Here is a 25,285-nt window from a genome sequence, read left to right as displayed (position 1 = left end):
TGGTTTACCATCCTTAGTTAAAACAGTACTTACTAATTTATCAGTTAATAAAGTAGTAAACCCGAAACTAGTAGCATTTGCTCCAAAAATAGCACCAACTTTATCATTGCCTTGTTCTCTAAATATTTCAAAAGGTAAATGTTATTTACCTTTTGAGTTTTCAGACCAAAAAGCATCATTATAAAAACTATAAATATTAGCACTCATAAAGCCATTAAGTCATTGAAAATTAGGTCAATTTTTTTCATCTTGATTAATAACTCAGCCCCAAGTAATACCAAACGAAATAAAGTTTAAGAATTTACCAACTCCGCCTGGTATCGTAAAAGGATTAAAAACTAACTTTTGAGTATAGTTTAAAGGTAAGACAGTAATTTGGCGATTAATAAAATTATTCATATTTAAAATATCTCAAACATTACGTGCATTCATTTTATTGTATTCAATTTGAACACTACCAACAGTATTACCAAATTCATCTTTTCTTCTAAAATATGATGATGCTTGGGTACTAATAATATTATTAACGTCACCACTATTTACTTTTATTTGACTTGGTGGCGTTATTTTTCAATTTTTAGACCAATAAAATTTAGAGTCATTATTTTCTTCTTTAATTGTTTTTCCAACAGTAGGATTACTTTCTTGGTCAGTTATAACAATACCCTCACTATTTTTTTGCTTTCAAAAATCATATCTACTTTCCATATCTTTTTTTCAGTTTTCATAACCAGTTATCATTGTTGGTTGAATCCCTTGAATGTTATATCAACTTACTTCAGGTGAAGCATAAGTATTAACTTTGTCAGGCGGACACGGATACATGTTATACATTAATAAATCTCGTGAATTCATTACTTTTGGATTAAATTGACCTTTAATAATTGGCCGGCCAATAACGGGCATATCAAAAAAGATCGGATTACCATAAAATTTAACTGCCATTGCTCTAACACCGGGGTCTTTTAATAACATATCATCTAATTAAATAGTTGATGTATTTGTTTTCTCATTATAAGTTATTTTAGGAAAACAATAACCTTCCCCAGGTGCTGATGTTTGAATAAATTGTCGTACTGATAAACCACTATTACTAATTTTGTCATTAATACTTGAAAAGGTAATTTCTTGTCATAAAAAACTACCATCTCATGGTGAATAATAATTAATAACATTTGATGGATATAATCATTGTCTATCTTGGGGAGCAATATTTATATTACCTCCACCAATATTTAATCCATGGTCATTAAAAACCGTATAAAAGTTATAATAATCATTAATATTTAATTTATCTGCATCTTCATCTAAAATTAATAAAGTATATTGTCTTTCAGTTGATTGCTGAGTAAATACTTGTTCAAATTTAGCTTCACCAAATTGAATCGAACTTCTATCATCAATCATATAAGCATCTCAATGTTTACCAACTTTAACTTCTTTTGTATAAAAATTATCAGCTTTATTATCATTATTAATAAAATAACTTATTTTATATTGCTTTAAGTATTCTAACATTCTATTAATATCATAAATATTTTCCCCATCAATTAATTTTCAATAAACATTATTATTTTCATCTTTTAATTTTATCGCGAAAGGTGTTTCATTATTGGCTCATATAGTTGAATTAATTGATTGTTTACTAAAATCATCAATTGTTAAGATATTAATTTCTTCACCTTTATGTTTTTGAACTATTTTTAAACTATCTTGTCATTGAGCAATCGTACTTTCCATATTATCAAATATTCTTGAATAACTACCATAATCACTAGGCTTTGCGTTATTGGGTTTTCAACCTGTTTCAGTATCAGGAATATATGAACTATAAACATTAAAAGGAAACACCATTCAATGTCTATTATCTTTTATATTTTCTCTTATATCTATTAAAGTATCGTGGGCTTGTCTTCTTAGTTCTTCGATAACTCCTGGGTTAATTCTACTCATTTTTTAATTCTCCTTTATTTCCGTTCTACATTGTAAGGCATTTTGATTATTACCAGTTTCATCATATTCTAGTAATTTATTATTATGTTCGATTTCTTTGGCTTGCATTTTATCTTGTCATTTTTCTACTTTCTCAAAATATTTTGTTGCTTCTAATTCATCAATATTGTCATATTCAGTTATAGCTCTTATTGGTTCCATTGTGCCATTATCTAATCTAGCAGTAATTAATTCATTTTGTCGCATTTGGTCAACTAAACTAGCACTAATAAAATCAAAACCATAAGGCCGTTCACCAATACCATCTCATAAACCATAATATTTTAAAACAGTATCAAACATCTTAGTATAATATTGCTTACGATATGCTTGTAAATATGCTTGTTTTTCTAAGTCTTTTGTTTTAGTTAATAATGACTGTGTTTTATTCTGGTCATTATCTGATTTATCACCAAATGGACTAGAAAAATGACATGCTAAATATACTTGCTCAATAATTGATTTTTGATCTTCGGTATATGTTTCTAATGTTGGTGCACCTTGTACTACTTGTAAAGATTGTGATGATGTCCCATCTGCTGCCGTTTGACCTGATTGAATAAAAATATCATCAAATACATCTTGTAATGCTTTTTTATTTCCCATATTGTAAGCATTCATTAAACCATCATCTAATACCCCATATCAGTGCGTACGATTAGCTCATCGTTCTTTTGATTTAATATTAAAACTATCTTCTAAATCAAATTGTAATTTATAACAATTTGCCATCGTAGGTCATGGATTTAATGTAGTTTAAGTTGATAAGAACAACGGATTAGGTTCATTTATCATTTCTCAAAAAGGTACTATTCCTAATTTATTTTTAAATTCTTGAACTAAAAAAGGTCTAACATCATCTTTAATTTGTGTTTTACTTTGTCCAACAACTACCTCATTATTTTTTGGTCAACCTTTAATAACTATTTTATCTTTGGTACAAATTAAATTTAAAATAAAACCACTATCTGATTGATGATAATTTAATCAAATGTCGGCCCCTTGTTCAATTTCATTTATTTTACTTACACGTGATGTAAAGTTAAAAGGATTAATTCATAAATCAATATTACCATCACTAGTTTCTAATAAACCAAAAATAGTTTTACCCATTAAACTTGCTGTTAATTTGTTTTTATCTAACTTTTCTTTTATTTTATAAGTTTCATATCATCAATTTAATTTTTCTAAAATGTCTTTACGATGAGACTTAAATAAAATATCTTTACCATTTATTAATCGCATTTGATGACGAGCAATAATATTTGCTAAATTAATTGTTCAATCATAATTATAAAATTTTAAAACACCATTAATATCACTTAAGTTTGGTAAACTAGGGAAAGTATTATTCATGGTTATTTTGCTCCTTTAATTTTAAGATAAGTGCATAATTAATAATATTTACTGTTAATAAATTTGGCTCATTTGCTAAAACTTGAACACATACTTTAACTTTTTGATTTTTTTTAATATATTCGTTATATAAATTTAATTTACATATTGCGATATTATCTTTTTTTAATTCTTGACAAAGTCTTTTTTTAACTTGTCCACAAACAGACATATAAGGTCTTTTTGCATTTATTACACGTTCATCATGGATTACATAAATATCTTTTTTCATTAAGTTATTCACTCCCTTTGTTGTCATAATTTATAATCTGCTGAACTATTATGTTTAACCATTGGTATTAATTCAAAATGTAAAGAATAAAAATCACTATCAAATGTATCATCATATAAGTCTAACATTCGTTCTTCTCTGGCATCTGGTTTATCTTCTCATTGAATTAATTCATATTGGGTTTTACTGACAGGACATTTTTCTTATAATCATTTTAATTGGTTTGTATTTATTAACATTGTAAATGCTTCAATCCGATGTCTTATTTTAAATTTCTGTTTTTGTGCTGGTTTAAATGTCATATATTGCCCAAAAGTATAATTATATTTTTCTCTATTTAAACTTTGTAATGTTGAATATGCACTATCATCAACATTTATTGATATACCTTGTTGTATTAAATTAAAATATTGATTTAATTGATTGTTATAAAACTCTAAAATATCTTTTACTTGTTCTAACTCTGTTTTAAATTGGTGTGTAGCATTTGAATGCGTATACTCAGAAGCTTTATAAGCTTTTTTATCAAATGAATTATATAGTCAAAAACTAGCGGCAGTAGTATGTCCCTTAGGACTGGTCGCGTTAGCAATATCAACACCACCTAATAATTTCGTTGGTTGAATAATATCTGTTGCTTGCATAATATCAATATATCTTGCAAAAATTGAACCACTAGTATTACCGGGCAATCCTCAACTCCATACTCTTGCTCTTTCAATATCTAATTGTTCTAATCTTAATTGTTCATTAACTTTATCTTGTGGCAATTCATAATTTAATCTTCAACTAGAATAATGAATAATAATTTTCATATTTCATTTTTCAATATATTTAATTTGTTCATATTTACTACGCATTATTTCTTCATTAAAAGCTAATAATTCATTACAATAGCCAACAATATATCTTTTTAAACTTTCAGGATTACACGTATTAATTGTTATTTTATTTTGATAACCACGAATAGCAAACTCTAAATCACTTAAATCTTTTTGTTGAAATTGTTCACATTCTTCTCTTCAATCAATTACTAATTTATACTTATTCAAATCAGCAAAGGCTTTTAATTTTTCTTTTCGACTTGGTGAATGTAAACTAGACTGCACCCAAAAAAGTAAGTAAAGAAAAAAAGTCTTTGCTAAACTTTAAAGGAGGTGCATTTTTATATGGCAAGAAAAGGACAAAAATTTAATAAATATACAGCATATTTTCGAAAAAGGATAGGACAAGAGGTTAAAAATAATAGTATAAGTTTTATTGCAAAAAAATATGCAATTAATAAAAAAACTGTTGCTTCATGGTATGGAAATTTTAAGAAAGGAATTTTAAACACCAATAAAGGTCCAAAAGAATCATTTGAAAAAAGAGATTTAAACTATTACAAAGTTAGGTATGAATTACTAAAAAAGCTTCATGACTTTTACAATTAAATAAAAGAAAAATTGTATTTTTTATCAAAGAAAACCTTAATAAATATCCACTAAATTTATTACTTGATATAACAGATTTAAAGCGTAGTTATTGAGATAAATATAAAAATTATTCAAGTAATGGTAAGGATAGCGAATCATTAAAAAATATTGTAAAAGTCTATGAAGAAAATTTAAAACAATTTGGTTATCGTCGAATTACCAAATATTTAAAAGAAGATTATGGCATTGTTTATAATGCTAAGAAAGTATTACGAATTATGAAAGAAAATAATATTCAGCTTGGATATGTAAAGCGTATGCGTAGAAAAATATTAATAAAACAAAATAGAAATAAAAATATAATTAAATATCCTGATTTAGTAAATCGTAATTTTAATGATATTAAAGAAAGATTTTCAATTTTATTTACTGATGTAACTTATTTAATTTGAAATGGTAAAAAACATTATCAATCAACAATACTTGATGGATATACTAAAGAAATTATTGATGTAAAATGATCAAAATTTAATAATAACAAACTTGTAATTGATAATTTAAATGCTGCAATTAATAAAATTAAAAAAATAAAAAAAGATCTAAATAAAACAATAATTCATTCAGATCACGGATATCAATATACATCTAAAGATTATAATAGTAAATGTTTAGATAACAAAATTATAATTTCAATGGGTAAAAATTATCATTGTGCAGACAACATTATTATTGAAAGTTTTCATTCATTACTTAAAAAAGGAACAATCCATAATAAAAATTATAAATCTCATAATGAATATATTAATGATGTTAAAAAATGAAATAAATGATATTCAAACCAAAAAGAAAAAGATATAATAAATGAAAGTTTGTAAACCTTTTTATTAATACTTACTAAACGGGGTGCAGTCTAAACCTTTACAATATATTTTGCTACCATTTGATAAAGTAAAAGTAAAATTTGATAAATTAATACTATAAGGTATATTATTTTCATCTAACATATTTCATATATTTTGAAAGACACTATCTTTTAAATCTTTACTCCAATACATACTAGCAATTATACAAATTGGTTCTTTAATTAATAAACTAATTTTTAATAATTCACCAAACATTTTAATATTTGATATAGTCTTACCACTATATCGTGTCCCAATTTGATTAATTTCATTTACTAATTCATATTTTTTAGCAAATGGATATTTATTACCAATAATACTATTTTGTAATAACCAATAAGGCGTTTATAACAAATAAGTAAAATGATTAAGCATTATTTTTCAGTTTCTTTTTTAATATCTCTAATATCCGTTTGTAAATTAACAATTATTGGTTGTTGATTATTTAAGTTTAATTCTTTTTCAAGTTCTTTTTCTTGCAGTGAATATTTATAATTAAATGCACGCTGTCAATATAACCTAGTACCTTCTGGCGTTTTAACCATTTGTTTAATAAGTTCACTTTCTATTTTATCAAATTGTTTTTCAAGTAAAGCAACTATCTTCTCGCTCCGATAAATTTCTTGTCTTCAATGGCGAGAAAGATTTAATTTATTGGTTAAATCATTCAAAGTATAGGGGATATTAGGTGATTTATCACGTCAAAACTGCTCTATTTTACGATAAAATGTTCGTAAACTTGCTGTTTTTGGATTAAATTCTTTCATTTTTACTCCTTTTTGCATACTAAAATTGCTATTATTTAATGAATATGATTAAATAAAAGAGTAAACTATATCTGAAAATAATAACAAAGAACCATCGCGGTTCTTTGTTATTATTTATATTTTACATCAAAATAAAAAAAGTAAAGTAATTTACTTTTTATTTTAGTATACAAGCATAAAGAGATACAAATTCGATACTTGTTACATTATAATAATATATCTTTAAAATTATTTGTCAATACCTTTTTTTAAAAATTCGTGTATAAATGAATTTAAATAAAAGAAATGGATGTACAAATATATGCAAGATTATACACATGTAAAATTTGACGAACGAAGATTTATTAAGGATTTATTGTTATCTGATAGTTGCAAAAAGAAAAATGGAACGATTAATTTATCTGAAATATCAAGGCAAACGGGAAGAGATATTAAAACTGTTAAAAGAGAAATTAATAGATTTAAAAATATAGAAGATTATGATGTTTATAAAGCACATAATGATTATTTAAAAGAACGAAAAAAATCTATTAAAAAGCCCCCCAAATTCACAGAAGAACAAAAAGAATGACTAAATTTACGATTTAATATTCTTCATAATTCACCAGCACAAATTATTCATCGATATTTTATAAAGTTTGGTGTTAAATTTCCTGCTTGTGTTAAAACTTTTTATAAATGAATTGAATTAAAATTATTCGGTTTAAATAAACAAAATTTACGCAATCATGGTAAAAAATATAAGAAAAAGGGGGAATATGATAATCGTGGTAAATTAAATAATTTTAAATCAATATTAGATATTGAAAATAAGCAATCTAATGTTGGTTGATTTGAAATGGATACCGTAGTTGGAAAAGACCATCAATCTAGTTGTTTAGTTTTAGTAGAACAATCAAGTAAAAATTACTTTGTAATGAAATTAAAAAATCATACCGCTAATGAGGTTTTAACAAAATTTAAAGATATGATTGTAAGTAATAATTTAATGGGTAAAATGAAAGGAATAATAACAGACCGCGGGAAAGAATTTAGTAAATGAAGAGAAATGGAAATATTTGCTGAAACACAAGTATATTTTTGTGACCCTGCTTCACCACAACAAAAACCATTAATTGAATATATGAATGGTGAATTTAGACATTGATTTAAAAAAGGAACTGATTTTAATAATGTTAGTCAACAAGAAATAGATTGAGTAGTTGATGTTATAAATGATAAACTTCGACCCTGTTTAAACTGAGTAAGTGCAAAAGAAATATTTTTACAAAATATTAAGTAAATTTTTATTAATTAAATTTAATAAATTATTTTTTAGTGTGTCAAAATATGTTCAAAATAATAACAATTTATAAATAATTTATTTTTTTTAAAAAATAGTTGCATTTATTTTAAATAATGTTATTATCAATTTAACAAGAGATACAAATTTGGAGCTTGTATCTACACAATGCCTTTTATTAAAATATCAAGAGTTTTCGACAAAATTAAAATAGAAATATCATTTTTTTGTTATAATTTTATTAACGGTATGAGCTAAATTCTTAAATGTGTGGGGTTTCTACAAAAAAATGGTCTTTCCCACTTGTTTAAAATGATATCTTTTGTATAATATATAGGGTAATCACTACGGAACAGTACTCAAGTTGGTGAAGAGGGCACCCTGCTAAAGTGTTAGGCCGGTTACCCGGCGCGAGAGTTCGAGTCTCTCCTGTTCCGCCATTACATTACATTAAACGATAAAAGACAAAAAAGAGTTATAAAATTATTATAACTCTTTTTAAATTATTGGTATCCTGAATTGTAAAATTAAATAGGATAGTTAAACAAATAAAAATATTGTGTTAAAATCCAAATTTAAAAAAGGAGAAATAACACAATAGACTTCTTGCGATACCTTGTTATTTATGCTTAAAAAGCAATTAAAATTTTTAAAAATGATTATTTTAAAGTTTAATTTAATTTTTGCCAAATTGTAAAGTTAAGTGCAACTAAATTATTTTTCTAACCAAATATTCGATTGGCGAAAGATAATTTAGTATTTTTCTTGGTCTTTGGTTTAAAGACAATATAAATTTATGAACTGCATTTTTATTAGTGTTTGAAAAATTAAATTTTTTAGGAAATTTTTATCTAATTAAACCATTAGTATTTTCATTAGTACCTCTTTGTCAGGGTGAATATGCATTAGCAAAATAAATTTTCACATTTAAATTTTTTTCAAGTTTTTGTCAATTAGCAAATTCTTTACCACGATCAAATGTTATAGTCTTAACAAGATTATTTGGAAGAATTGATAAATAATGGCTAATATTTTCGTTAATAACTTTAGTAGTTCTATTTTCAACTAATATTGCTAAAGTAAATCTTGATGTTCTTTCAACTAAAGTTATTAAACATGATTTACTTTTACCTCGTGATGATACTACGGTATCACCTTCTCAATGACCAAGAGTTACGCGATTATTAACATTAGCATTTCGTTCTTTAATTGATTTACCATTAAATTTACCCCGATTTTCTTGATATTTTCGTTTCTTACCTTTTCTTCTTAAATTTTTATTAGTAACTTTTTCAAGTAATCCAGAATAAATTCAATTGTAAATTGTTTTAAAACTAATAATTCATTCTTTATGAAAATTTTTAATTCTGCCATAAATTTGTTCGGGTGATCAACCTAATAATAATTTTTGTTGTACATATTTTACTAATTCTCTATTTTTAAACTTATGAAAATAAATATGTGATTGTTTTCTATTTTCTGCTTTATTTTGTGCAATTAATGAAAAATAATGATTATTATCTTTATTTCTATTAACTTCTCGAATAATAGTACTAATACTTCGATTAAGATTTTTAGCTATTTCACTAATTTTTATTTTAAACTTCAATTGATTCTCAATATAAATTCTTTCATCTATGCCAAGATGTTTATATCCCACATAAAAACTCCTTGCTTTATTTTTTCTAAAATAAACTTAGCATCATAAAATTTTTATATGAGATTTTTTGCAATTTTATTTACTTGCACTTACAAGTATAATTCAGCTTTTTTAATTTGTAATTTTTTTATTTTTGTTAGTATCGCAAGAAGTCTATTATCATGGTTTAGGTTTTACTAACATTCAAAATTATTTAAATCTCTGAAAATGAAAATACCAACACAAAGATTTAACACCAAACCAACAAGCAACGGTATTATATTTTAACATCTAAAAAAGTTAAAGAACAATAATAATCTTCCACCAAATTCGTTTTCAAGTTGTCATATTGATGATTTTTTTTGCCTTTATCAATAGTTTTTTACAAAATTAAAGTAATTTGTTTATATGTGTAAAAGTTTTAAAAACTTAATAATAATAACTGTTTTATTAAAAAAAGAATGTGGATAAGTCAATTAATAATACTATTTTAATAAAATATATTTACTTCTTCCTTGTTCGTTTTAATATTATTAATGATTAAGCAAAGGACGGAAAATTATGGAAAAGGAAGCAACTTATTTAATTAAACAAGAGCATCAATTGTCAGACGATGAACGTATGTTACTTTTATGTTTATATCGCCCAATTATTGGTGATAAAGCGCATATGTTATATATTGCTTTGACAGCACAAGATTTTATCTTGGAATTAAATACGAAATATCATTTAGAAAATCTTTTAACATTATTACAAATATCATATGATGAATTTTTAACAGCAAAAAGTAAATTAGAAACTATTGGCCTATTAAAAATTGCAAAGCGCAAAAAAGGAAAACACTTTATTTTAAAACCGCAATTACCAATTTATGCGATTTCTTTTTTTGAAAATAAAATTTTACGAAATTATTTATTAGATATTGTCGGGGAAAAATATTTTGCAATTATTAAAACAAAATTTATTAACAATGATCAACCAGAAAATAAAAGTAGCAATAATTTATCTGAACAATTAGCGAACAAAACAATGACATTTGATTTTGTTTACATTGATAAATATTTAGCATCGAAAAATGCTAATCATAAATTGTACTTACCATATAGCGAAAAAATTATTCAATTAGCAAATTATTATAATGTTTTGACAAATAATCTTGCTATTTTTATTTACAAAAGTATTGAGTTAACAGCTAATAATCGCATTTTTAATTATGAAACATTTCAAAATTTATTATCTGATTTTCATCAAAAAACAGTTTTGAAAAAACAACTTAATGGGAAGCAATTAAAATTAATTATTAATGAGGAAAATGCGATTAAACCAAGTAGTATGTTAGAAGCAAAAATTAATGAAATGGTTTCCATTGATCCAATTGAATATTTAACATTATTACGAGAAAATAGTAGACCAACACCAATTGAAATTGAATTAATTCGCGATTTAATTATTGATTATTCGTTAACTCCTGGGGTTGTTAATTGTTTAATTGAATATGTTTGATTTAAAAATTATCGTCGAATTGAAAGAAAGTATTGCGAAAAAATAGCTAATACTTTGCATCAATTACAAATTAATACTGTTGATAAAGCAATGGAACATTTACGTGGGGCTTATGCAAAAACACAAAAAAGTAAAATTACCAAGGATGTTATTAAGACAAAAACATATCAATGAAAAGAAAAAGTGGCTAAACAAAATTTGGCGGAATTGGAATATAATAAAATTTATGAACAAAAACGTCAGGAACAAGAAGTTAAAAAAGTTAATCTAACGCAATTATTAGATGATTTAAAAAACTTATAATAGAAAAATGAAAGAGAGATGGGTGCTATGGTAAAACTAAGTTTGTTAAAACAAATTCAAAATAATGCAGAGTTAATGTTTAATTTACAACAAATTGCCTTTGATGTTAATAATTATCAGAAGTTTAGTGTGCTCTTTCAGGAATATATAGTTAACTATCATCAATGTGAAAAAAATTCGCCCTTATCATTATGCCAACAACAATTTCAAGGCTACAAATATTATTTTAAAAAAGAAAATGATAATTTATTTTTAACACGAATTGAATGCGAACATATCATCGCTATTAAAGAAAAAAATAAGGTTAAAATTAATTATCTTTATTATGACTTTAGTGATGAACTATTAAAATTACGATTAAATGATGATATTAAAAAAGATAAGAATTTTAATAATATGCATTTTATTATTGACGAAATGGTTAAATTTGTCAAAGGGCAGCGAAAAAAGTCCCTGTATATTCATGGCAATCCGGGGGTTGGCAAAACTTATTTATTAATTCGGTTAGCTAATGTTTTAGCAAATAATAATCGTAAAGTTGCTTTTATTTCCGTAATTAATTTAATTAACCGTGTAAAAGAATCATTTAGTATTTTTAATAGTGAATCATCATTGGTGGAAACATTATTAGGAGCAGATGTTTTATTTTTAGATGACATTGGAGGAGAGTCAGTTTCCTCATGGGTGCGAGATGATTTATTATTTCGAATTTTAAATGACCGCATTAGTCGGCAATTACCAACTTTTTTTTCATCAAATTTCACCACGACAGCTTTGACAACAATTTATGCAAATGTTAAAAATGAAATTAGTGATAAGGAAATTAATAAGGTAAAAGCCTTACGAATTGTTGATCGCATTCGGGGGTTAGCAACAGAGTTAGAATTATTAGGGCATAGCCGCAGAATTGATGATAATTATGTTGAAAAATTAGTAGTTTAAGTAAGCTTAACTGCAATGTATTTTCGGCTTTTATCAAAAATTTTCTTTAATTTTGTAGAAAAATCTTGATAAAATAGAAAAATCATCAATATGACAATTTGAAAACGAATTTGATGGAAGATTATTATTGTTCTTTAACTTTTTTAGATGTTAAAATATAATACCGTTGCTTGTTGGTTTGGTGTTAAATCTTTGTGTTGGTATTTTCATTTTCAGAGATTTAAATAATTTTGAATGTTAGTAAAACCTAAACCATGATAATGAATTAAGGCTTCTTTAAGACTTGCTTGTAATTTACTAATTTTATTTAATTTTCGATAACTGGAATCAGGATTTGTCCTAGTTTTAGTGGCATATAAAGTAGAACTTGTTTGTTTTGCTACTAATAAATATAATGGTTGCATATCAGAAATAATAATGGAATTTTTGTTAATTAATTTTGTATTCATATTTTCAATAATTCACTGTTTTTGTAATCGTTTGGTATTAGTGGATTGAACAAAAATATTATTATTAGTATCAACCGCCATTTGAATACAACATTTACTGTTAGTGGAAAATGGATCAAGATGAGTTTTTCGTTTATCAAATTTATCTTTAAAATTACCTTTATGGATTTCTTTAATAAATGTTTCATCGATTTGTGTTTGGCCATTTAATTTTTTAAATTTTAATTGAGTATTTTCTAATTGTTTTGATTGCATTAATTTTTGTCGATTGGATTGGCAACCCTTTTTAGGACACTTTTTATATGGACTGTTGTTTTCTAAATTCAACAGGTGTTAAATAATTTAAACGACCGTGAATTCGAATATTGTTATATCAATGCACAAAGTCAAATAATTTGTATTTTAATTGGGTTAAATTTATAAATTTTTGCCCCTTGATAAATTCCGTTTTAAAACTTTTGTAAGTTGTTTCAGCTACAGCATTATCGTATGGACAGCCTTTATTGCTTAATGATCGTTTGATGTTAAAAGTATTTAAGATATTATCAATGATTTTATTTTTAAATTCATTATCCCGGTCAGTATGAAATAACGTAATTTGATTTAATGGTCTTGTAATTGAATAAAAGGCTTCTTGTCCTAGTTGGGCTGTTTTGTTTGTCCCGGCACTATAGCCAATTATTTCACGATTAAACAAGTCAATTAATAAACAAATATAATGTCATTTAGCACCAACTTGAACATATGTTAAATAACTAACAACAACTTCATTTGGTTGTTTATTATTAAATTCACGGTTTAAAACGTTGCTAATTTCGTCGTTATTAACCATTGACTTATGATTACGATATTTTAATTTGGTGTATTTAGATACTAACTGATTTTTAATCATAATTTGGCGAATTTTTCTTCGCGATAAGATAATATCTTTTCTGGTTAAAATAGCTTTAATTTTACGAGCTCCATAAATTTTGCGACTAGCATTAAATGGACTGATAAATTCTTGTTCATAATTATTAACATCAACCGTAGCGTATTTATTAATTTGATAGTAATATGTTGATTTTGCTATCTTTAATATTTGACCCATTTTTCGCACGGAATATTTTTCTTTATTATTGTTAATAATTTCTATTTTTTGCCGATTATCAGTGCCGCTTGCTTTAAAATGTCGTTTTCCATTCGTAATTGGATTAATTCTTTCCGCAAGGCAATCAAAAGTTCATTTTCTTCAACAGTGCGGTTATCTTTTGCTTTAAAAGATCCATAATTATTTAATTTTTCAATTCACTGATATACGGCTGATTTTGACATCCCATATTCCTTAAAAATTTCAAGAATGGTTTTACAATTTTGATAAAGTAAAACAATTTTTTTAAATTCATCGGTATATTAATTTCTTCCCATTTTTATATTCCTACTTTCTTCATAATTATATTTTATTTGAAAGTCCACATAATATTAGACTGCACCCTGTTTAGTAAGTATTAATAAAAAGGTTTACAAACTTTCATTTATTATATCTTTTTCTTTTTGGTTTGAATATCATTTATTTCATTTTTTAACATCATTAATATATTCATTGTGAGATTTATAATTTTTATTATGGATTGTTCCTTTTTTAAGTAATGAATGAAAACTTTCAATAATAATGTTGTCTGCACAATGATAATTTTTACCCATTGAAATTATAATTTTGTTATCTAAACATTTATGTCAATATCTAGCAAAAATTTCGCAAAATTATTTAATTGATAATGTTTGTAATGTATATTGATTATTTCAAGGATGATTTGGTTTTGTTTTATGTGCTTTAGATTTGGGAACTTTGTTTTCAATATTTTTAATAGGAACAGGAATGTATTCTAATAAATTATATATTTGATTGTTATATTTTAAATATAATGTTTCATCAAATGCTTTAATTACTATAATTTTTGTTTTTGAATTAAAGACTTTTAACTTTTTATTATTATAAGCCATATATTTTTTATTGTTATAACTAATTGATGAACCATTGTCTGTTTGTCGCGTTGAAGTGATTGATAAAAATAAATTAATTTTGTCATTATTAGGAGAGTCAACAAAGACAGAATTGTTATAATCAATAGGAATGGGCAAATTGTTTATTGAATTTGGTTATAAATTCTTTTAAGAATGTATTTGCTTCTTCAATAGTGGTTACTCCTGCGAGAATTAATTCATTTTTCAAGCGATCTTGTAGAGTGCCTCATAAACGTTCAATTCGTCCCTTTGCTTGGGGAATTGAAGTAGTTATGATTTCGACACCTAATTCATCACAGCATCGGCTGAATTGAGTAAAGGTGTCTTTTTCTTCGGTTTTATCACTACTTTTTTGGTATGTAAAGATTGTTCGTTTATCGGTATAAAATGTCATGGGAATTCCATAATTTCGTAAAATTTGATGTAAAACATTATAATAACCTTGTAATGTTTCTTGACAAGCAAAATATAATCCAACAACCGTATTTGTTGTATCATCAATTGCGCCATGTAAAAATCATTTTGGACCATTTGGTCCTAATCAATGATGTTCACTGGAATCAGCTTGTAATAGTTCGCCGAAACATTTTCGACGTTCTCTTAAAGGGTGGGTTTTATCTTTTTTCTTTATTTTTTGCTTTCGAGGTGTTTTAATTTGATTTAAGGACATTAATTTGTATAAAACTGAATATGAAATGTTTATTCCTTCATTTTCGATTAATTTTTCTTTGAAATGAGTAAAATTAAAGCCAATATATTTAGTTTTATATAAATTTATAATCTTTTCAAAAATTTGTGGATTTGTTTTATTGTGATCTATCCTTCCACGAGAATGGTGAGCAAATGATTGACTATTTTGTGGATCATAAAGTTTTATAAGTTGTTCAATGCGACGAATTGATAAGTGTAAAATATTTGCAGCTCTTTGCTTTGATATTTTATTGTTAATAATTTTTTCAATTGTTTTGTATTTATGTTGTTCTTTCATTGTTATTTTTCTTTCCATTGTTATCACCATTTTTAATTTTAAATGGTTGCGAAATTTTTGATAGATAACTATTACGAAATTATCACAAGATAAGGACATTTTTTTTGATGATTATTTGTGTTTTGATAGTGGATAGGTTACAATAAGTTGGACCATATTTATGTGGACTTTCAAATAAAATATAATTATGAAGAAAGTAGGAATATAAAAATGGGAAGAAATTAATATATCGATGAATTTAAAAAAATTATTTTACTTTATCAAAATGGTAAAACCATTTTTGAAATTTTTAAGGAATATGTGATGTCAAAATCAGTCGTATATCAGTGAATTAAAAAATTAAATAATTATGGATCTTTTAAAGCAAAAGATAACCGCACTGTTGAAGAAAATGAACTTGATTGCCTTGCGGAAAGAATTAATCCAATTACGAATGGAAAACGACATTTTAAAGCAAGCGGCACTGATAATCGGCAAAAAATAGAAATTATTAACAATAATAAAGAAAAATATTTCGTGCGAAAAATGGGTCAAATATTAAAGATAGCAAAATCAACATATTACTATCAAATTAATAAATACGCTACGGTTGATGTTAATAATTATGAACAAGAATTTATCAGTCCATTTAATGCTAGTCGCAAAATTTATGGAGCTCGTAAAATTAAAGCTATTTTAACCAGAAAAGATATTATCTTATCGCGAAGAAAAATTCGCCAAATTATGATTAAAAATCAGTTAGTATCTAAATACACCAAATTAAAATATCGTAATCATAAGTCAATGGTTAATAACGACGAAATTAGCAACGTTTTAAACCGTGAATTTAATAATAAACAACCAAATGAAGTTGTTGTTAGTGATTTAACATATGTTCAAGTTGGTGCTAAATGACATTATATTTGTTTATTAATTGACTTGTTTAATCGTGAAATAATTGGCTATAGTGCCGGGACAAACAAAACAGCCCAACTAGGACAAAAAGCCTTTTATTCAATTACAAGACCATTAAATCAAATTACGTTATTTCATACTGACCGGGATAATGAATTTAAAAATAAAATCATTGATAATATCTTAAATACTTTTAACATCAAACGATCATTAAGCAATAAAGGCTGTCCATACGATAATGCTGTAGCTGAAACAACTTACAAAAGTTTTAAAACGGAATTTATCAAGGGGCAAAAATTTATAAATTTAACCCAATTAAAATACAAATTATTTGACTTTGTGCATTGATATAACAATATTCGAATTCACGGTCGTTTAAATTATTTAACACCTGTTGAATTTAGAAAACAACAGTCCATATAAAAAGTGTCCTAAAAAGGGTTGCAAATCCACTTCTTTAAGATTTGCTTGTAATTTACTAACTTTATTTAATTTTCGATAACTGGCATCAGGATTTGTCCTAGTTTTAGTGGCATATAAAGTAGAACTTGTTTGTTTTGCTACTAATAAATATAATGGTTGCATATCAGAAATAATAATGAAATTTTTGTTAATTAATTTTGTATTCATATTTTCAATAATTCACTGTTTTTGTAATCGTTTGGTATTAGTGGATTGAACAAAAATATTATTATTAGTATCAACCGCCATTTGAATACAACATTTAGTGTTAGTGGAAAATGGATCAAGATGAGTTTTTCATTTATCAAATTTATTTTTAAAATTACCTTTATGGATTTTTTTAATAAATGTTTCATTGATTTGTATTTGGCCATTTAATTTTTTAAATTTTAATTGATTATTTTATAATTGTTTTGATGGCATTAATTTTTGACGATTATATCAAGCTGTTTTGGGTGTTGTTTTAATAAAACGGGAAATTACTTTACTAGATTGTCCTAACAATAGTCTTCTTGCGATACCGGTTTTTCTTATTAATAATATTTCTATAAAATATAATTAAAAATAAAAAATATAAATTAGGAGGATATAAAACTATGAAAAATGATAACTTTAAATTTCTTAATGATAAAGAATTATTACGATTAACAGGAATAAAAAAATACTTTTAATAAAATGTTAGATATTTTAAAAGAAGCCGAGTTAAAAAAATTAAAAAAGGCGGAAAAGCTAATAAATTATCATTAGAAAATCGTTTATTAATGACTTTATCATATTGAAAAGAATACTGCACTTATTTTCATCTTGGCAAAAGTTTTGGCATTAGTGAGAGTAATTGTTATCGTAATATCAAATGAATTGAAAACACTTTAATTAAACACCCTGACTTTCAACAACTTGCTGGGCAAAAAACATTAATAAATAAATATTTTAATGATAAAACAATTATTATTGATGCAACCGAAACAGCAATCCAACGCCCAAAAAAAGACAAAAAAAATACTATTCCGGAAAAAAGAAAAAGCATACTATCAAAACACAAATAATCATCGAAAAAGAAAGCAAAACTATTATTGCAACAAATTTTGCTTGTGGTAAAACCGATGATTTTAGTTTATTTAAAGAATCAAAAATACCACTTTTAAAAGCTAGCAAAGTAATAGTTGATACAGGTTATCAAGGCTTGCGAAAAATGCATCGGAATGTTTTGATTCCGCATAAAAAAACAAAGCAAAAACCTTTAAACAACGAACAAAAACAGCATAATAAACTAATTTCACAAATGAGAATCGTTATTGAAAATGTTTTTGCTATCCTTAAAAAATTTAAAATTATTACTGAAAAATATCGCAATCGTAGAAAAATCTTTGCTTTAAGATTTAATTTAATTGCTTCAATCTATAATTTTAAATTGTTATTATAAATAAGACAAGAAGTTGAATGAAAATTAACTTTAAATAATAAAATCATTTTTTGTTGTGCCAAAATAATGCATCTCTTATAAAGACTATAAGAATTAAATTAATAAAAGGTATAAATTCCTATTTGTATTTTTTCTTTATGAATTAATCTGCAATGATTATCATAGTATCGCAAGAAGTATAATAAAGTTGTCCTAAATATATTTACAATTTAGGAAATATTAAATTTATATTTTATTTATTTAGAACTAAATTAAAATGAGGAGGAAAGAAAATGAAAAAGTTATTAGCTTTTTTAGAATCTGTTTCAATAATTGGGGTTAGCGCTATATCTACGACAGCATGTGCTGCTAAACAAAGCGATGCATCGCTTGAAATTATTAAACGAGAATTAGAACAATATGCTGAAGTACCATTTTTGGCTTCATCATCAATTATAACAAACGAACAATTAGCTGAAGAGTTAGGAAATCGCCTTACTTTAGCAAATTATAAATTAGTGATTAAAAATAATGAAACATTTGTTCAACCAAAAATTGTCGGTGGTAATGAACAATCTAATACATTAGCTATTGCAGAACAGCAAGAAGCCAAAGGCGATTTGAAAATTATTAATGGGACTGCTAGCGTTAGTGTTTTAAGGAAAGATAAAGAAGAATTAAATATAATAATTCAATGAGTTATCAATGAATTATTACATTTAAAAAATGCTGTTAACAAGATTAATAGCACAAGTGATATAAAACAAAAAATTTATTTACTATTTCCACAGATTAAAGCAGGAATAAATCTAACTTTTGCTGACTTATATATTTTTATCGGGCTTCTGCTGTTACCAATGGAAAAAATTATGAAAATTGATTTAACAAAAATTGCGGAACCTGATTTTATTTCAAAATTTGATAATGTATTAGAAATTATTGCTAATAGTGTCAAAAATATCGGGGTCGATATTAACAGTTATCTTGATAAAGATATTTCTTTTTATGAAACAATTAAAGGGAAAGAAACAGTTAGAGATCTATTACATAATGTTGCGCCTGATTTAGTTGCGTTATTACAATGATTTGTTAAAAATTGAAAAGCAGAATATGAAAAAACACATAATACGATTTTACCATTAGTTCAGTATTTATTATCACCAGTTAATTCAGACTTAAAAGCTAATATTAATGCTGTTTTTGGTGAGAATGATTACTTTTATCAGAATACTGGGACAAATTTAGATAGTTTAGTATTTCACTTATTATTTGGTTATAAAGCAGAATATGAAAAAAATGAAAGCAAATATGGAATATCGATATCATTTTTCGAAGAAATTGTCTATGGGCAAATTGGATATTTAAAACCAACTTTACTATTCGGAAGTATTTTAGATATTTTTGTTTCAGAGAAAGATAAACAAGGAATTGATGCTGTTAACACTAATTTTATGCAACTATCAACATGAAAAGGAATTAACTGATACTTAATTATATTTATTTTTAAAATTGACTTTTTCTTAGGACCATCATTAATGACTTATGCCGGATCTAATATTTTACGTGATTTAGGTGTAAGCAATACTGAGTTAAAAAGTAACGATGTTACAATAAACAGTGGGCGAGTTACCTTACAATTTAAAAATAAAGCAGGGAACTGAGAAGACTTTACTGCTATTGTTTGTGAGAATGATAGCGTTAATTTAAAACAAATTTTAAATGCTGTTGATTTTAAATTAAGTTTTACAGATGTTAAATTTAAAGTTACAGCAAAAGTAAATGATAAAATTACTTATGAGACAAATGGAAAATCCTTTTTTGACATATGTTTTTCTAAATAATTTTTTTAATTTCTGTTTTTGTTTACCTGAATTGTAAAATTAAATGGGGCAGTTAAACAAATAAAAATATTGTTTTAAAATCCAAATTTAAAAAAGGATAAATAACACATTAGACTTCTTGCGATACTATGATAATCATTGCAGTATAAATTCCTATTTGTATTTTTTCTTTATGAATTAATCTGCAATTATTATCATAGTATCGCAAGAAGTCTATTATTGTTAATAATTTCTATTTTTTTCTAATTATCAGTGCCACTTGTTTTAAAATGTCGTTTTCCATTCGTAATTGGATTAATTCTTTCCGCAAGGCAATCAAGTTCATTTTCTTCAACAGTGCGGTTATTGTAACCTATCCAGCCCTTTAGGATTGTTTAATTTTCCTTTTTTATGATTTGCTCACCAAGACTCTACTGTATTTGCATTTAGATTATATTGTTTTGATACTATTCAACAACTTTTTTGTTTAATTTCCTCAATGATTTTTGTTCTAAATTCTGCTGTATATTTATTAAATTTTTGTCCTTTTCTTGCCATATAAAAATGCACCTCATTTAAAAGTTTATCAAAGACTTTTTTTCTTTACTTACTTTTTTGGGTGCAGTCTATTGCTTCATGGTATGGAAATTTTAAGAAAGGAATTTTAAACACCAATAAAGGTCCAAAAGAAAAAAGAGGAAAAAGAGATTTAAACTATTACAAAGTTAGGTATGAATTACTAAAAAAGCTTCATGACTTTTACAATTAAATAAAATAAAAATTGTATTTTTTATCAAAGAAAACATTAATAAATATCCACTAAATTTATTACTTGATGTAACAAATTTAAAGCGTAGTTATTGAGATAAATATAAAAATTATTCAAGTAATGGTAAGGATAGTGAACCATTAAAAAATATTGTAAAAGTCTATGAAGAAAATTTAAAACAATTTGGTTATCGTCGAATTACCAAATATTTAAAAGAAGATTATGGCATTGTTTATAATGCTAAGAAAGTATTACGAATTATGAAAGAAAATAATATTCAAGCTGAATATGTAAAGCGTATGCGTAGAAAAATATTAATAAAACAAAATAGAAATAAAAATATAATTAAATATCCTGATTTAGTAAATCGTAATTTTAATGATATTAAAGAAAGATTTTCAATTTTATTTACTGATGTAACTTATTTAATTTGAAATGGTAAAAAACATTATCAATCAACAATAATTGATGGATATACTAAAGAAATTATTGATGTAAAATGATCAAAATTTAATAATAACAAACTTGTAATTGATAATTTAAATGCTGCAATTAATAAAATTAAAAAAATAAAAAAAGATCTAAATAAAACAATAATTCATTCAGATCACGGATATCAATATACATCTAAAGATTATAATAGTAAATGTTTAGATAACAAAATTATAATTTCAATGGGTAAAAATTATCATTGTGCAGACAACATTATTATTGAAAGTTTTCATTCATTACTTAAAAAAGGAACAATCCATAATAAAAATTATAAATCTCATAATGAATATATTAATGATGTTAAAAAATGAAATAAATGATATTCAAACCAAAAAGAAAAAGATATAATAAATGAAAGTTTGTAAACATTTTTATTAATACTTACTAAACGGGGTGCAGTCTACAGTCTAGTCTTTAACCATCTTTTTTATTGTCTTTGTTTCGCCGTAATTAATTCCAAAACAACCTGTTGACCAATTTTTGGAGCAACTTGTCCTTTTGTTAATTTCATTAGTTCACCCATAAAAAACTTAATTATTCGTTCTGGGCGTTGTTCATATTGCGCTAACATTTCTAAGTTAGCCGCGAAAACTGGTTCAATAATTGCTTTAATTTCCGCTGGATCACTAACTTGTTTTAATCCTAACTCAGCAACTATTTTAGTTGGGGAATAATCTTCATCTAAAATACGTTGTAACACCGTTTTAGCCTGTTTATTTGAAATTACATTCTTATTAATTAGGGTAATCATTTCCGCTAAATTTTGGGGCGTTAAAGCCGTTTCCGTTAATGTTAATCCTTTTTGATTTAAATAAGCACTAATATCACCAATTAAATAATGGGCAATTGTTTCATAATGCGATGACAACTTAATTGCTGTTTCAAAAAAATTCATTAAAGCATAATCTTGTAAAATAATTTCAATATCAGCCGTTTTTAATTTTAATTCCGTTAAATAGCGATCTCGTTTTGTTGTTGGTAACTCCGGAATATTTTTAAGAACCTTTTTCATCCACGTTTTATCTAATTGAATCGGTAAAATATTTGGTTCAGAAAAATATTTATAATCAATCGCATCGGTTTTGTGACGCATTAGCACTGTTGTTTTTGTTTTTTCATCAAAACGACGAGTCTCTTGAGACACTGTTTTCCCCATTAATAAAATTTCCGTTTGTCTTTTAATTTCATATTCAATTGCCTTTTCAACATTCGCAAGTGAATTAAGATTTTTTAATTCAACTTTATTCCCAAATGTCTTTGCCCCAACTGGTCGCAATGAAATATTAACATCACAACGAAGTGAACCCTCATTCATTTTGGCATCGCTGACTTGGGTATAAACTAAAATTTCACGTAAAGCTTCTAAATATTGCCGAACTTGAAAAGCAGAAGATAACACTGGTCGTGTTACAATTTCAATTAACCCAATCCCGGCACGATTATAATCTAATAATGTGCAATCTTCTTCATGCAATTGTTTTGCTGTATCTTCTTCAAGATGTAACCGTTCAATTTCTACTTTCAACAGGTTCCCTTTTTCATCAATAATTGCTAAAACGCCATTTTTCCCAATTGGATAATATTGTTGTGTAATTTGAAATCCTTTCGCTAAATCAGGATAATAATAATTTTTACGATCAAATTGCACAATCGGATCAATTGTTAAATTAAGCGCCTGACACGCAATTAAAGCTAATTCAACCCCTTTTTTATTAACCGTTGGCATTGTCCCCGGATAACCAACATCCATTGGATTCACCATACTATTTGGTTTTTCCCCGTAGCTAACTGCTCCTGTGGAAAACATTTTGGTTTTAGTTTTTAATTCCACATGATTTTCAATTCCAATCACTACTTCAAAATTAACCATGGTTTTTCCCTCCTTGTGGCGCCACTTTATTTTTAATGCCAACAATTTCTTCAATTAATAAACTAGCATTAAAGACTTTTTGATCCGCAAAAGGAGCCGCGTTAACATTAATTCCAATTGGCATTTTTTCAAGAAAGGCAAGGGGGATAGTTAACGAGGGATTACCCATTAAATTCCCTAATACTAATAAATCATCAACATAATTTTCTAATTCATCTTCTGTTAAAATTTTATCTTTAATTGTACTAATTTTAGGAGCAATCGTTGAAGCTGCTGGCAATAATAAAATATCATATTCAGCAAAAACAGCAGCTAAAGCATCAACAATTAAACGACGGACACGTTTCGCTTTCAAGAATAATAATGTTTGATTATCTTTTGTTAAGGCATAAGAACCAATAACATAACGGCGTTTAACAACATGGCCAAAACCATTTGTCCGAGAATTCATCATTACTTCTTGATAGGTGTCCCCCTCAACTCGCGTTCCAAAATTAATCCCATCTAACATTGAATTACTACTTACTGCTTCAGCAAAAGAAATCACCATATAAACCGACATTAAGGCTTTTAATAAATCTTCGGGAAAATCAATCGCTGTGATACTAATTTCGACTGCTTTTAACTTGTCATATAATTGTTCAAATTGTCCTCTAATTTCATCGCCCAGAATTAAATGAGCATTTTTTAAATAAGCAAATTTCTGTTTTTTAGCAGCGGAACTTGATAAATTTTTAAAATAACCATATTCTTTACTTTTTAATGATGTCGCATCCTGATGATCTTCTTGCGCTAAATAGTCAAAAACAATCGCACTATCTTCAACAGTTCGGGTAAAGTACCCAACAGTATCCAACGATGGAGCATAGGGAAAGACACCATAACGTGAAATTAATCCATAAGTTGGTTTAAATCCAACAATACCACAATACCCAGCGGGTTTTCGCACAGAATCACCCGTATCGGTTCCTAAGGCAAATGGGACAACTCCAGCAGCAACAAGAACCGCCGAACCTGATGATGAACCCCCCGTAATGCGGGTTAAATCTCATGGATTTAAAACATCACCTGTTAAGGCATATAAACCATGTCCCCCCATCCCTAATTCATCAAGGGCACTTTTCCCTAATAAAATACTATGATGTTCTTTTAAAATATTAGTTACTGTTGATTCATAATTTGGAACAAAATTTTCTAAAATTTTTGAACTAGCCGTTGTCTTAATCCCCTTTGTTGCAAAATTATCTTTGGCAAAATATGGCAAAGCAAATAAATAATTATCCTTTGGAACAACAAGGTCGTCTAATTTTTTAGCTAAGATTGCAACTTCCGCTGCTAATTCGGTTACTGTTGCATTTAAAATTTGATGCTGTGCTAAATTAGTAAAAGCATCTTTGATAATTCGCGATGGAGTAATTTTTTTAGTTAATAAAAGTTGATGCAATTTTTTAATTGAATAATATTTCATTTTATTTAACCACCTTATTAATTACAATATAATCAGTTGTTTTTTGGGGTGCGGCCGATAAAATTTCCGTTTGGGGTGCAACATCAATCGCATCATCTTCTCGCAAATAATTAACTGTTAAATCAAAGGGAAAATGCATTGAATGAACATTAGTTGTATCAATTTTTTGCACTAAATCCATTTGTTTCAAAATAACATCAAATTCTTGACTTAAATTAGTTAATTCCTCATCTTGTAAATCTAACATAATATCATGTGCTAAAAATTGTAGCGCTTCTTTCGTAATTCTTGCCAT

At 26.0% G+C, this 25,285-nt stretch carries 30 protein-coding genes, 1 tRNA gene and 3 pseudogenes; 14 read left to right on the top strand and 20 right to left on the bottom strand.

From position 1 onward, the window contains the following. Positions 1 to 141: 141 nt before the first annotated feature. The 7 genes from ACQH23_RS01995 to ACQH23_RS01965 form a co-directional block, all read right to left on the bottom strand. Positions 142 to 975 carry a hypothetical protein gene (locus tag ACQH23_RS01995; RefSeq protein WP_425378730.1) on the bottom strand — a complete coding sequence of 278 codons (834 nt, stop codon included), beginning with the start codon at positions 973 to 975 and terminating at the stop codon, positions 142 to 144. Between the two features lie 9 nt (positions 976 to 984). After that, positions 985 to 1,953, bottom strand: coding sequence for a hypothetical protein (locus ACQH23_RS01990; protein WP_425378729.1), 969 nt, complete (start codon positions 1,951 to 1,953; stop codon positions 985 to 987). 3 nt (positions 1,954 to 1,956) lie between these two features. Next, the gene (locus tag ACQH23_RS01985; RefSeq protein WP_425378728.1) at positions 1,957 to 2,724 is read right to left on the bottom strand and encodes a hypothetical protein; all 768 of its coding nucleotides are present in this window, start codon (positions 2,722 to 2,724) and stop codon (positions 1,957 to 1,959) included. Positions 2,725 to 2,748: 24 nt separating this feature from the next. Next, the gene (locus tag ACQH23_RS01980; RefSeq protein WP_425378727.1) at positions 2,749 to 3,348 is read right to left on the bottom strand and encodes a hypothetical protein; all 600 of its coding nucleotides are present in this window, start codon (positions 3,346 to 3,348) and stop codon (positions 2,749 to 2,751) included. Further along, positions 3,341 to 3,619, bottom strand: coding sequence for a hypothetical protein (locus tag ACQH23_RS01975; protein ID WP_425378726.1), 279 nt, complete (start codon positions 3,617 to 3,619; stop codon positions 3,341 to 3,343). The genes ACQH23_RS01980 and ACQH23_RS01975 overlap by 8 nt, the downstream gene beginning before the upstream one ends. Further along, positions 3,619 to 3,747 carry a hypothetical protein gene (locus tag ACQH23_RS01970; RefSeq protein WP_425378725.1) on the bottom strand — a complete coding sequence of 43 codons (129 nt, stop codon included), beginning with the start codon at positions 3,745 to 3,747 and terminating at the stop codon, positions 3,619 to 3,621. Before ACQH23_RS01970 ends, ACQH23_RS01975 begins: the two co-directional genes overlap by 1 nt. 75 nt (positions 3,748 to 3,822) lie before the next feature. Further along, positions 3,823 to 4,728: a PBSX family phage terminase large subunit gene (locus ACQH23_RS01965; protein WP_425378724.1), complete on the bottom strand. Its 906-nt coding sequence runs from the start codon at positions 4,726 to 4,728 to the stop codon at positions 3,823 to 3,825. Positions 4,729 to 4,788: 60 nt separating this feature from the next. Between ACQH23_RS01965 and ACQH23_RS01960 the strand changes: the two genes are divergently transcribed. The 3 genes and pseudogenes from ACQH23_RS01960 to ACQH23_RS01950 all read left to right on the top strand — a co-directional run bounded on the left by ACQH23_RS01960 (position 4,789) and on the right by ACQH23_RS01950 (position 5,909). Next, entirely contained in the window at positions 4,789 to 5,052 is a 264-nt protein-coding gene (locus ACQH23_RS01960; RefSeq protein ID WP_425378723.1) for a hypothetical protein, read from the top strand. Then, a pseudogene (locus ACQH23_RS01955) lies at positions 5,019 to 5,285 on the top strand (hypothetical protein); the annotation flags it as partial. The gene ACQH23_RS01960 and the pseudogene ACQH23_RS01955, both read left to right, overlap by 34 nt. 27 nt (positions 5,286 to 5,312) lie before the next feature. Beyond that, positions 5,313 to 5,909 (top strand): DDE-type integrase/transposase/recombinase, encoded by a 597-nt coding sequence (locus ACQH23_RS01950; protein WP_425378722.1) that lies wholly within the window; start codon positions 5,313 to 5,315, stop codon positions 5,907 to 5,909. Positions 5,910 to 5,918: 9 nt separating this feature from the next. Here ACQH23_RS01950 and ACQH23_RS01945 read toward each other — a convergent pair whose 3' ends face one another. Both ACQH23_RS01945 and ACQH23_RS01940 read right to left on the bottom strand, forming a co-directional pair. After that, entirely contained in the window at positions 5,919 to 6,152 is a 234-nt protein-coding gene (locus ACQH23_RS01945) for a hypothetical protein (protein WP_425378721.1), read from the bottom strand. Positions 6,153 to 6,310: 158 nt separating this feature from the next. Continuing rightward, positions 6,311 to 6,703 (bottom strand): hypothetical protein, encoded by a 393-nt coding sequence (locus ACQH23_RS01940; RefSeq protein ID WP_425378720.1) that lies wholly within the window; start codon positions 6,701 to 6,703, stop codon positions 6,311 to 6,313. A 301-nt stretch (positions 6,704 to 7,004) separates the two neighbouring features. Here ACQH23_RS01940 and ACQH23_RS01935 point away from each other — a divergent pair, with 301 nt between their 5' ends. Further along, positions 7,005 to 7,985 carry an IS30 family transposase gene (locus ACQH23_RS01935; protein WP_425378719.1) on the top strand — a complete coding sequence of 327 codons (981 nt, stop codon included), beginning with the start codon at positions 7,005 to 7,007 and terminating at the stop codon, positions 7,983 to 7,985. A 349-nt stretch (positions 7,986 to 8,334) separates the two neighbouring features. Next, positions 8,335 to 8,425, top strand: a tRNA-Ser gene (locus ACQH23_RS01930). Positions 8,426 to 8,832: 407 nt separating this feature from the next. On the opposite strand, the gene ACQH23_RS01925 is transcribed toward ACQH23_RS01930, so the two are convergent. After that, on the bottom strand, positions 8,833 to 9,645 hold the full coding sequence (locus ACQH23_RS01925) for an IS30 family transposase (protein ID WP_425378718.1): 813 nt from the start codon (positions 9,643 to 9,645) through the stop codon (positions 8,833 to 8,835). Between the two features lie 133 nt (positions 9,646 to 9,778). Here ACQH23_RS01925 and ACQH23_RS01920 point away from each other — a divergent pair, with 133 nt between their 5' ends. The 3 genes from ACQH23_RS01920 (at position 9,779) to ACQH23_RS01910 (ending at position 12,372) form a co-directional block, all read left to right on the top strand. Next, positions 9,779 to 9,919: a hypothetical protein gene (locus ACQH23_RS01920; RefSeq protein WP_425378717.1), complete on the top strand. Its 141-nt coding sequence runs from the start codon at positions 9,779 to 9,781 to the stop codon at positions 9,917 to 9,919. A gap of 266 nt (positions 9,920 to 10,185) precedes the next feature. Further along, positions 10,186 to 11,430: a DnaD domain protein gene (locus tag ACQH23_RS01915; protein ID WP_425378716.1), complete on the top strand. Its 1,245-nt coding sequence runs from the start codon at positions 10,186 to 10,188 to the stop codon at positions 11,428 to 11,430. Positions 11,431 to 11,448: 18 nt separating this feature from the next. Further along, complete coding sequence (locus ACQH23_RS01910) at positions 11,449 to 12,372, top strand: ATP-binding protein (RefSeq protein WP_425378715.1); 924 nt, start codon at positions 11,449 to 11,451, stop codon at positions 12,370 to 12,372. Positions 12,373 to 12,515: 143 nt separating this feature from the next. Here ACQH23_RS01910 and ACQH23_RS01905 read toward each other — a convergent pair whose 3' ends face one another. The 5 genes from ACQH23_RS01905 to ACQH23_RS01885 form a co-directional block, all read right to left on the bottom strand. Further along, positions 12,516 to 13,076 carry a transposase gene (locus ACQH23_RS01905; protein WP_425378714.1) on the bottom strand — a complete coding sequence of 187 codons (561 nt, stop codon included), beginning with the start codon at positions 13,074 to 13,076 and terminating at the stop codon, positions 12,516 to 12,518. Positions 13,077 to 13,119: 43 nt separating this feature from the next. After that, positions 13,120 to 14,192 (bottom strand): IS3 family transposase gene (locus ACQH23_RS01900; RefSeq protein WP_425379284.1). Its coding sequence is split into 2 segments (ribosomal slippage): positions 13,120 to 13,988 and positions 13,988 to 14,192, totalling 1,074 coding nucleotides; the frame shifts between segments, so codons are not numbered across the junction. Positions 14,193 to 14,321: 129 nt separating this feature from the next. Then, positions 14,322 to 14,504: a hypothetical protein gene (locus ACQH23_RS01895; protein ID WP_425377776.1), complete on the bottom strand. Its 183-nt coding sequence runs from the start codon at positions 14,502 to 14,504 to the stop codon at positions 14,322 to 14,324. 60 nt (positions 14,505 to 14,564) lie between these two features. Further along, positions 14,565 to 14,942 carry a hypothetical protein gene (locus ACQH23_RS01890; RefSeq protein WP_425378713.1) on the bottom strand — a complete coding sequence of 126 codons (378 nt, stop codon included), beginning with the start codon at positions 14,940 to 14,942 and terminating at the stop codon, positions 14,565 to 14,567. Next, complete coding sequence (locus ACQH23_RS01885) at positions 14,920 to 15,813, bottom strand: ISNCY family transposase (RefSeq protein ID WP_425378712.1); 894 nt, start codon at positions 15,811 to 15,813, stop codon at positions 14,920 to 14,922. Before ACQH23_RS01885 ends, ACQH23_RS01890 begins: the two co-directional genes overlap by 23 nt. Positions 15,814 to 16,116: 303 nt before the next feature. Here ACQH23_RS01885 and ACQH23_RS01880 point away from each other — a divergent pair, with 303 nt between their 5' ends. Next, positions 16,117 to 17,130 (top strand): IS3 family transposase, encoded by a 1,014-nt coding sequence (locus ACQH23_RS01880; RefSeq protein ID WP_425379283.1) that lies wholly within the window; start codon positions 16,117 to 16,119, stop codon positions 17,128 to 17,130. Here the strand turns inward: ACQH23_RS01880 and ACQH23_RS01875 are convergent. Further along, on the bottom strand, positions 17,092 to 17,418 hold the full coding sequence (locus ACQH23_RS01875) for a hypothetical protein (protein WP_425378711.1): 327 nt from the start codon (positions 17,416 to 17,418) through the stop codon (positions 17,092 to 17,094). The two genes, ACQH23_RS01880 and ACQH23_RS01875, sit on opposite strands and share 39 nt — an antisense overlap. Positions 17,419 to 17,765: 347 nt before the next feature. On the opposite strand from ACQH23_RS01875, the pseudogene ACQH23_RS01870 reads away from it, so the two are divergent. Both ACQH23_RS01870 and ACQH23_RS01865 read left to right on the top strand, forming a co-directional pair. Next, positions 17,766 to 18,592, top strand: a pseudogene (locus tag ACQH23_RS01870) (IS5 family transposase). A 272-nt stretch (positions 18,593 to 18,864) separates the two neighbouring features. Continuing rightward, positions 18,865 to 20,412 carry a hypothetical protein gene (locus tag ACQH23_RS01865; RefSeq protein ID WP_425378710.1) on the top strand — a complete coding sequence of 516 codons (1,548 nt, stop codon included), beginning with the start codon at positions 18,865 to 18,867 and terminating at the stop codon, positions 20,410 to 20,412. A gap of 342 nt (positions 20,413 to 20,754) precedes the next feature. Here the strand turns inward: ACQH23_RS01865 and ACQH23_RS01860 are convergent, their stop codons facing one another. Beyond that, on the bottom strand, positions 20,755 to 20,949 hold the full coding sequence (locus ACQH23_RS01860) for a hypothetical protein (RefSeq protein ID WP_425378709.1): 195 nt from the start codon (positions 20,947 to 20,949) through the stop codon (positions 20,755 to 20,757). A gap of 61 nt (positions 20,950 to 21,010) precedes the next feature. Between ACQH23_RS01860 and ACQH23_RS01855 the strand changes: the two genes are divergently transcribed. The 3 genes and pseudogenes from ACQH23_RS01855 (at position 21,011) to ACQH23_RS01845 (ending at position 22,017) form a co-directional block, all read left to right on the top strand. Beyond that, complete coding sequence (locus ACQH23_RS01855) at positions 21,011 to 21,160, top strand: hypothetical protein (RefSeq protein ID WP_425378708.1); 150 nt, start codon at positions 21,011 to 21,013, stop codon at positions 21,158 to 21,160. Then, positions 21,127 to 21,399 (top strand): annotated as a pseudogene (locus ACQH23_RS01850) (hypothetical protein); the annotation flags it as partial. The gene ACQH23_RS01855 and the pseudogene ACQH23_RS01850, both read left to right, overlap by 34 nt. A gap of 21 nt (positions 21,400 to 21,420) precedes the next feature. Then, positions 21,421 to 22,017: a DDE-type integrase/transposase/recombinase gene (locus ACQH23_RS01845; protein ID WP_425377606.1), complete on the top strand. Its 597-nt coding sequence runs from the start codon at positions 21,421 to 21,423 to the stop codon at positions 22,015 to 22,017. Positions 22,018 to 22,079: 62 nt separating this feature from the next. Here ACQH23_RS01845 and gatB read toward each other — a convergent pair whose 3' ends face one another. From gatB to gatC, 3 genes are read right to left on the bottom strand one after another with little or no spacing between them, the layout of a single operon-like run. Next, positions 22,080 to 23,522 (bottom strand): Asp-tRNA(Asn)/Glu-tRNA(Gln) amidotransferase subunit GatB, encoded by a 1,443-nt coding sequence (gene gatB / locus ACQH23_RS01840; protein ID WP_425378707.1) that lies wholly within the window; start codon positions 23,520 to 23,522, stop codon positions 22,080 to 22,082. Next, entirely contained in the window at positions 23,515 to 24,990 is a 1,476-nt protein-coding gene (locus tag ACQH23_RS01835; RefSeq protein ID WP_425378706.1) for an amidase family protein, read from the bottom strand. Before ACQH23_RS01835 ends, gatB begins: the two co-directional genes overlap by 8 nt. Before the next feature lies 1 nt (position 24,991). Next, a complete protein-coding gene (gatC, locus tag ACQH23_RS01830) occupies positions 24,992 to 25,285 on the bottom strand; it encodes an Asp-tRNA(Asn)/Glu-tRNA(Gln) amidotransferase subunit GatC (RefSeq protein WP_425378705.1) in 294 nt (97 codons plus the stop codon).

It is taken from the genome of Spiroplasma endosymbiont of Polydrusus pterygomalis, from assembly GCF_964030635.1.
GTDB lineage: Bacteria > Bacillota_I > Bacilli_A > Mycoplasmatales > Mycoplasmataceae > Spiroplasma.
The sequence above is the reverse complement of the archived record's forward strand: the minus strand, read 5'-3'. Positions and strand labels throughout refer to the sequence as shown.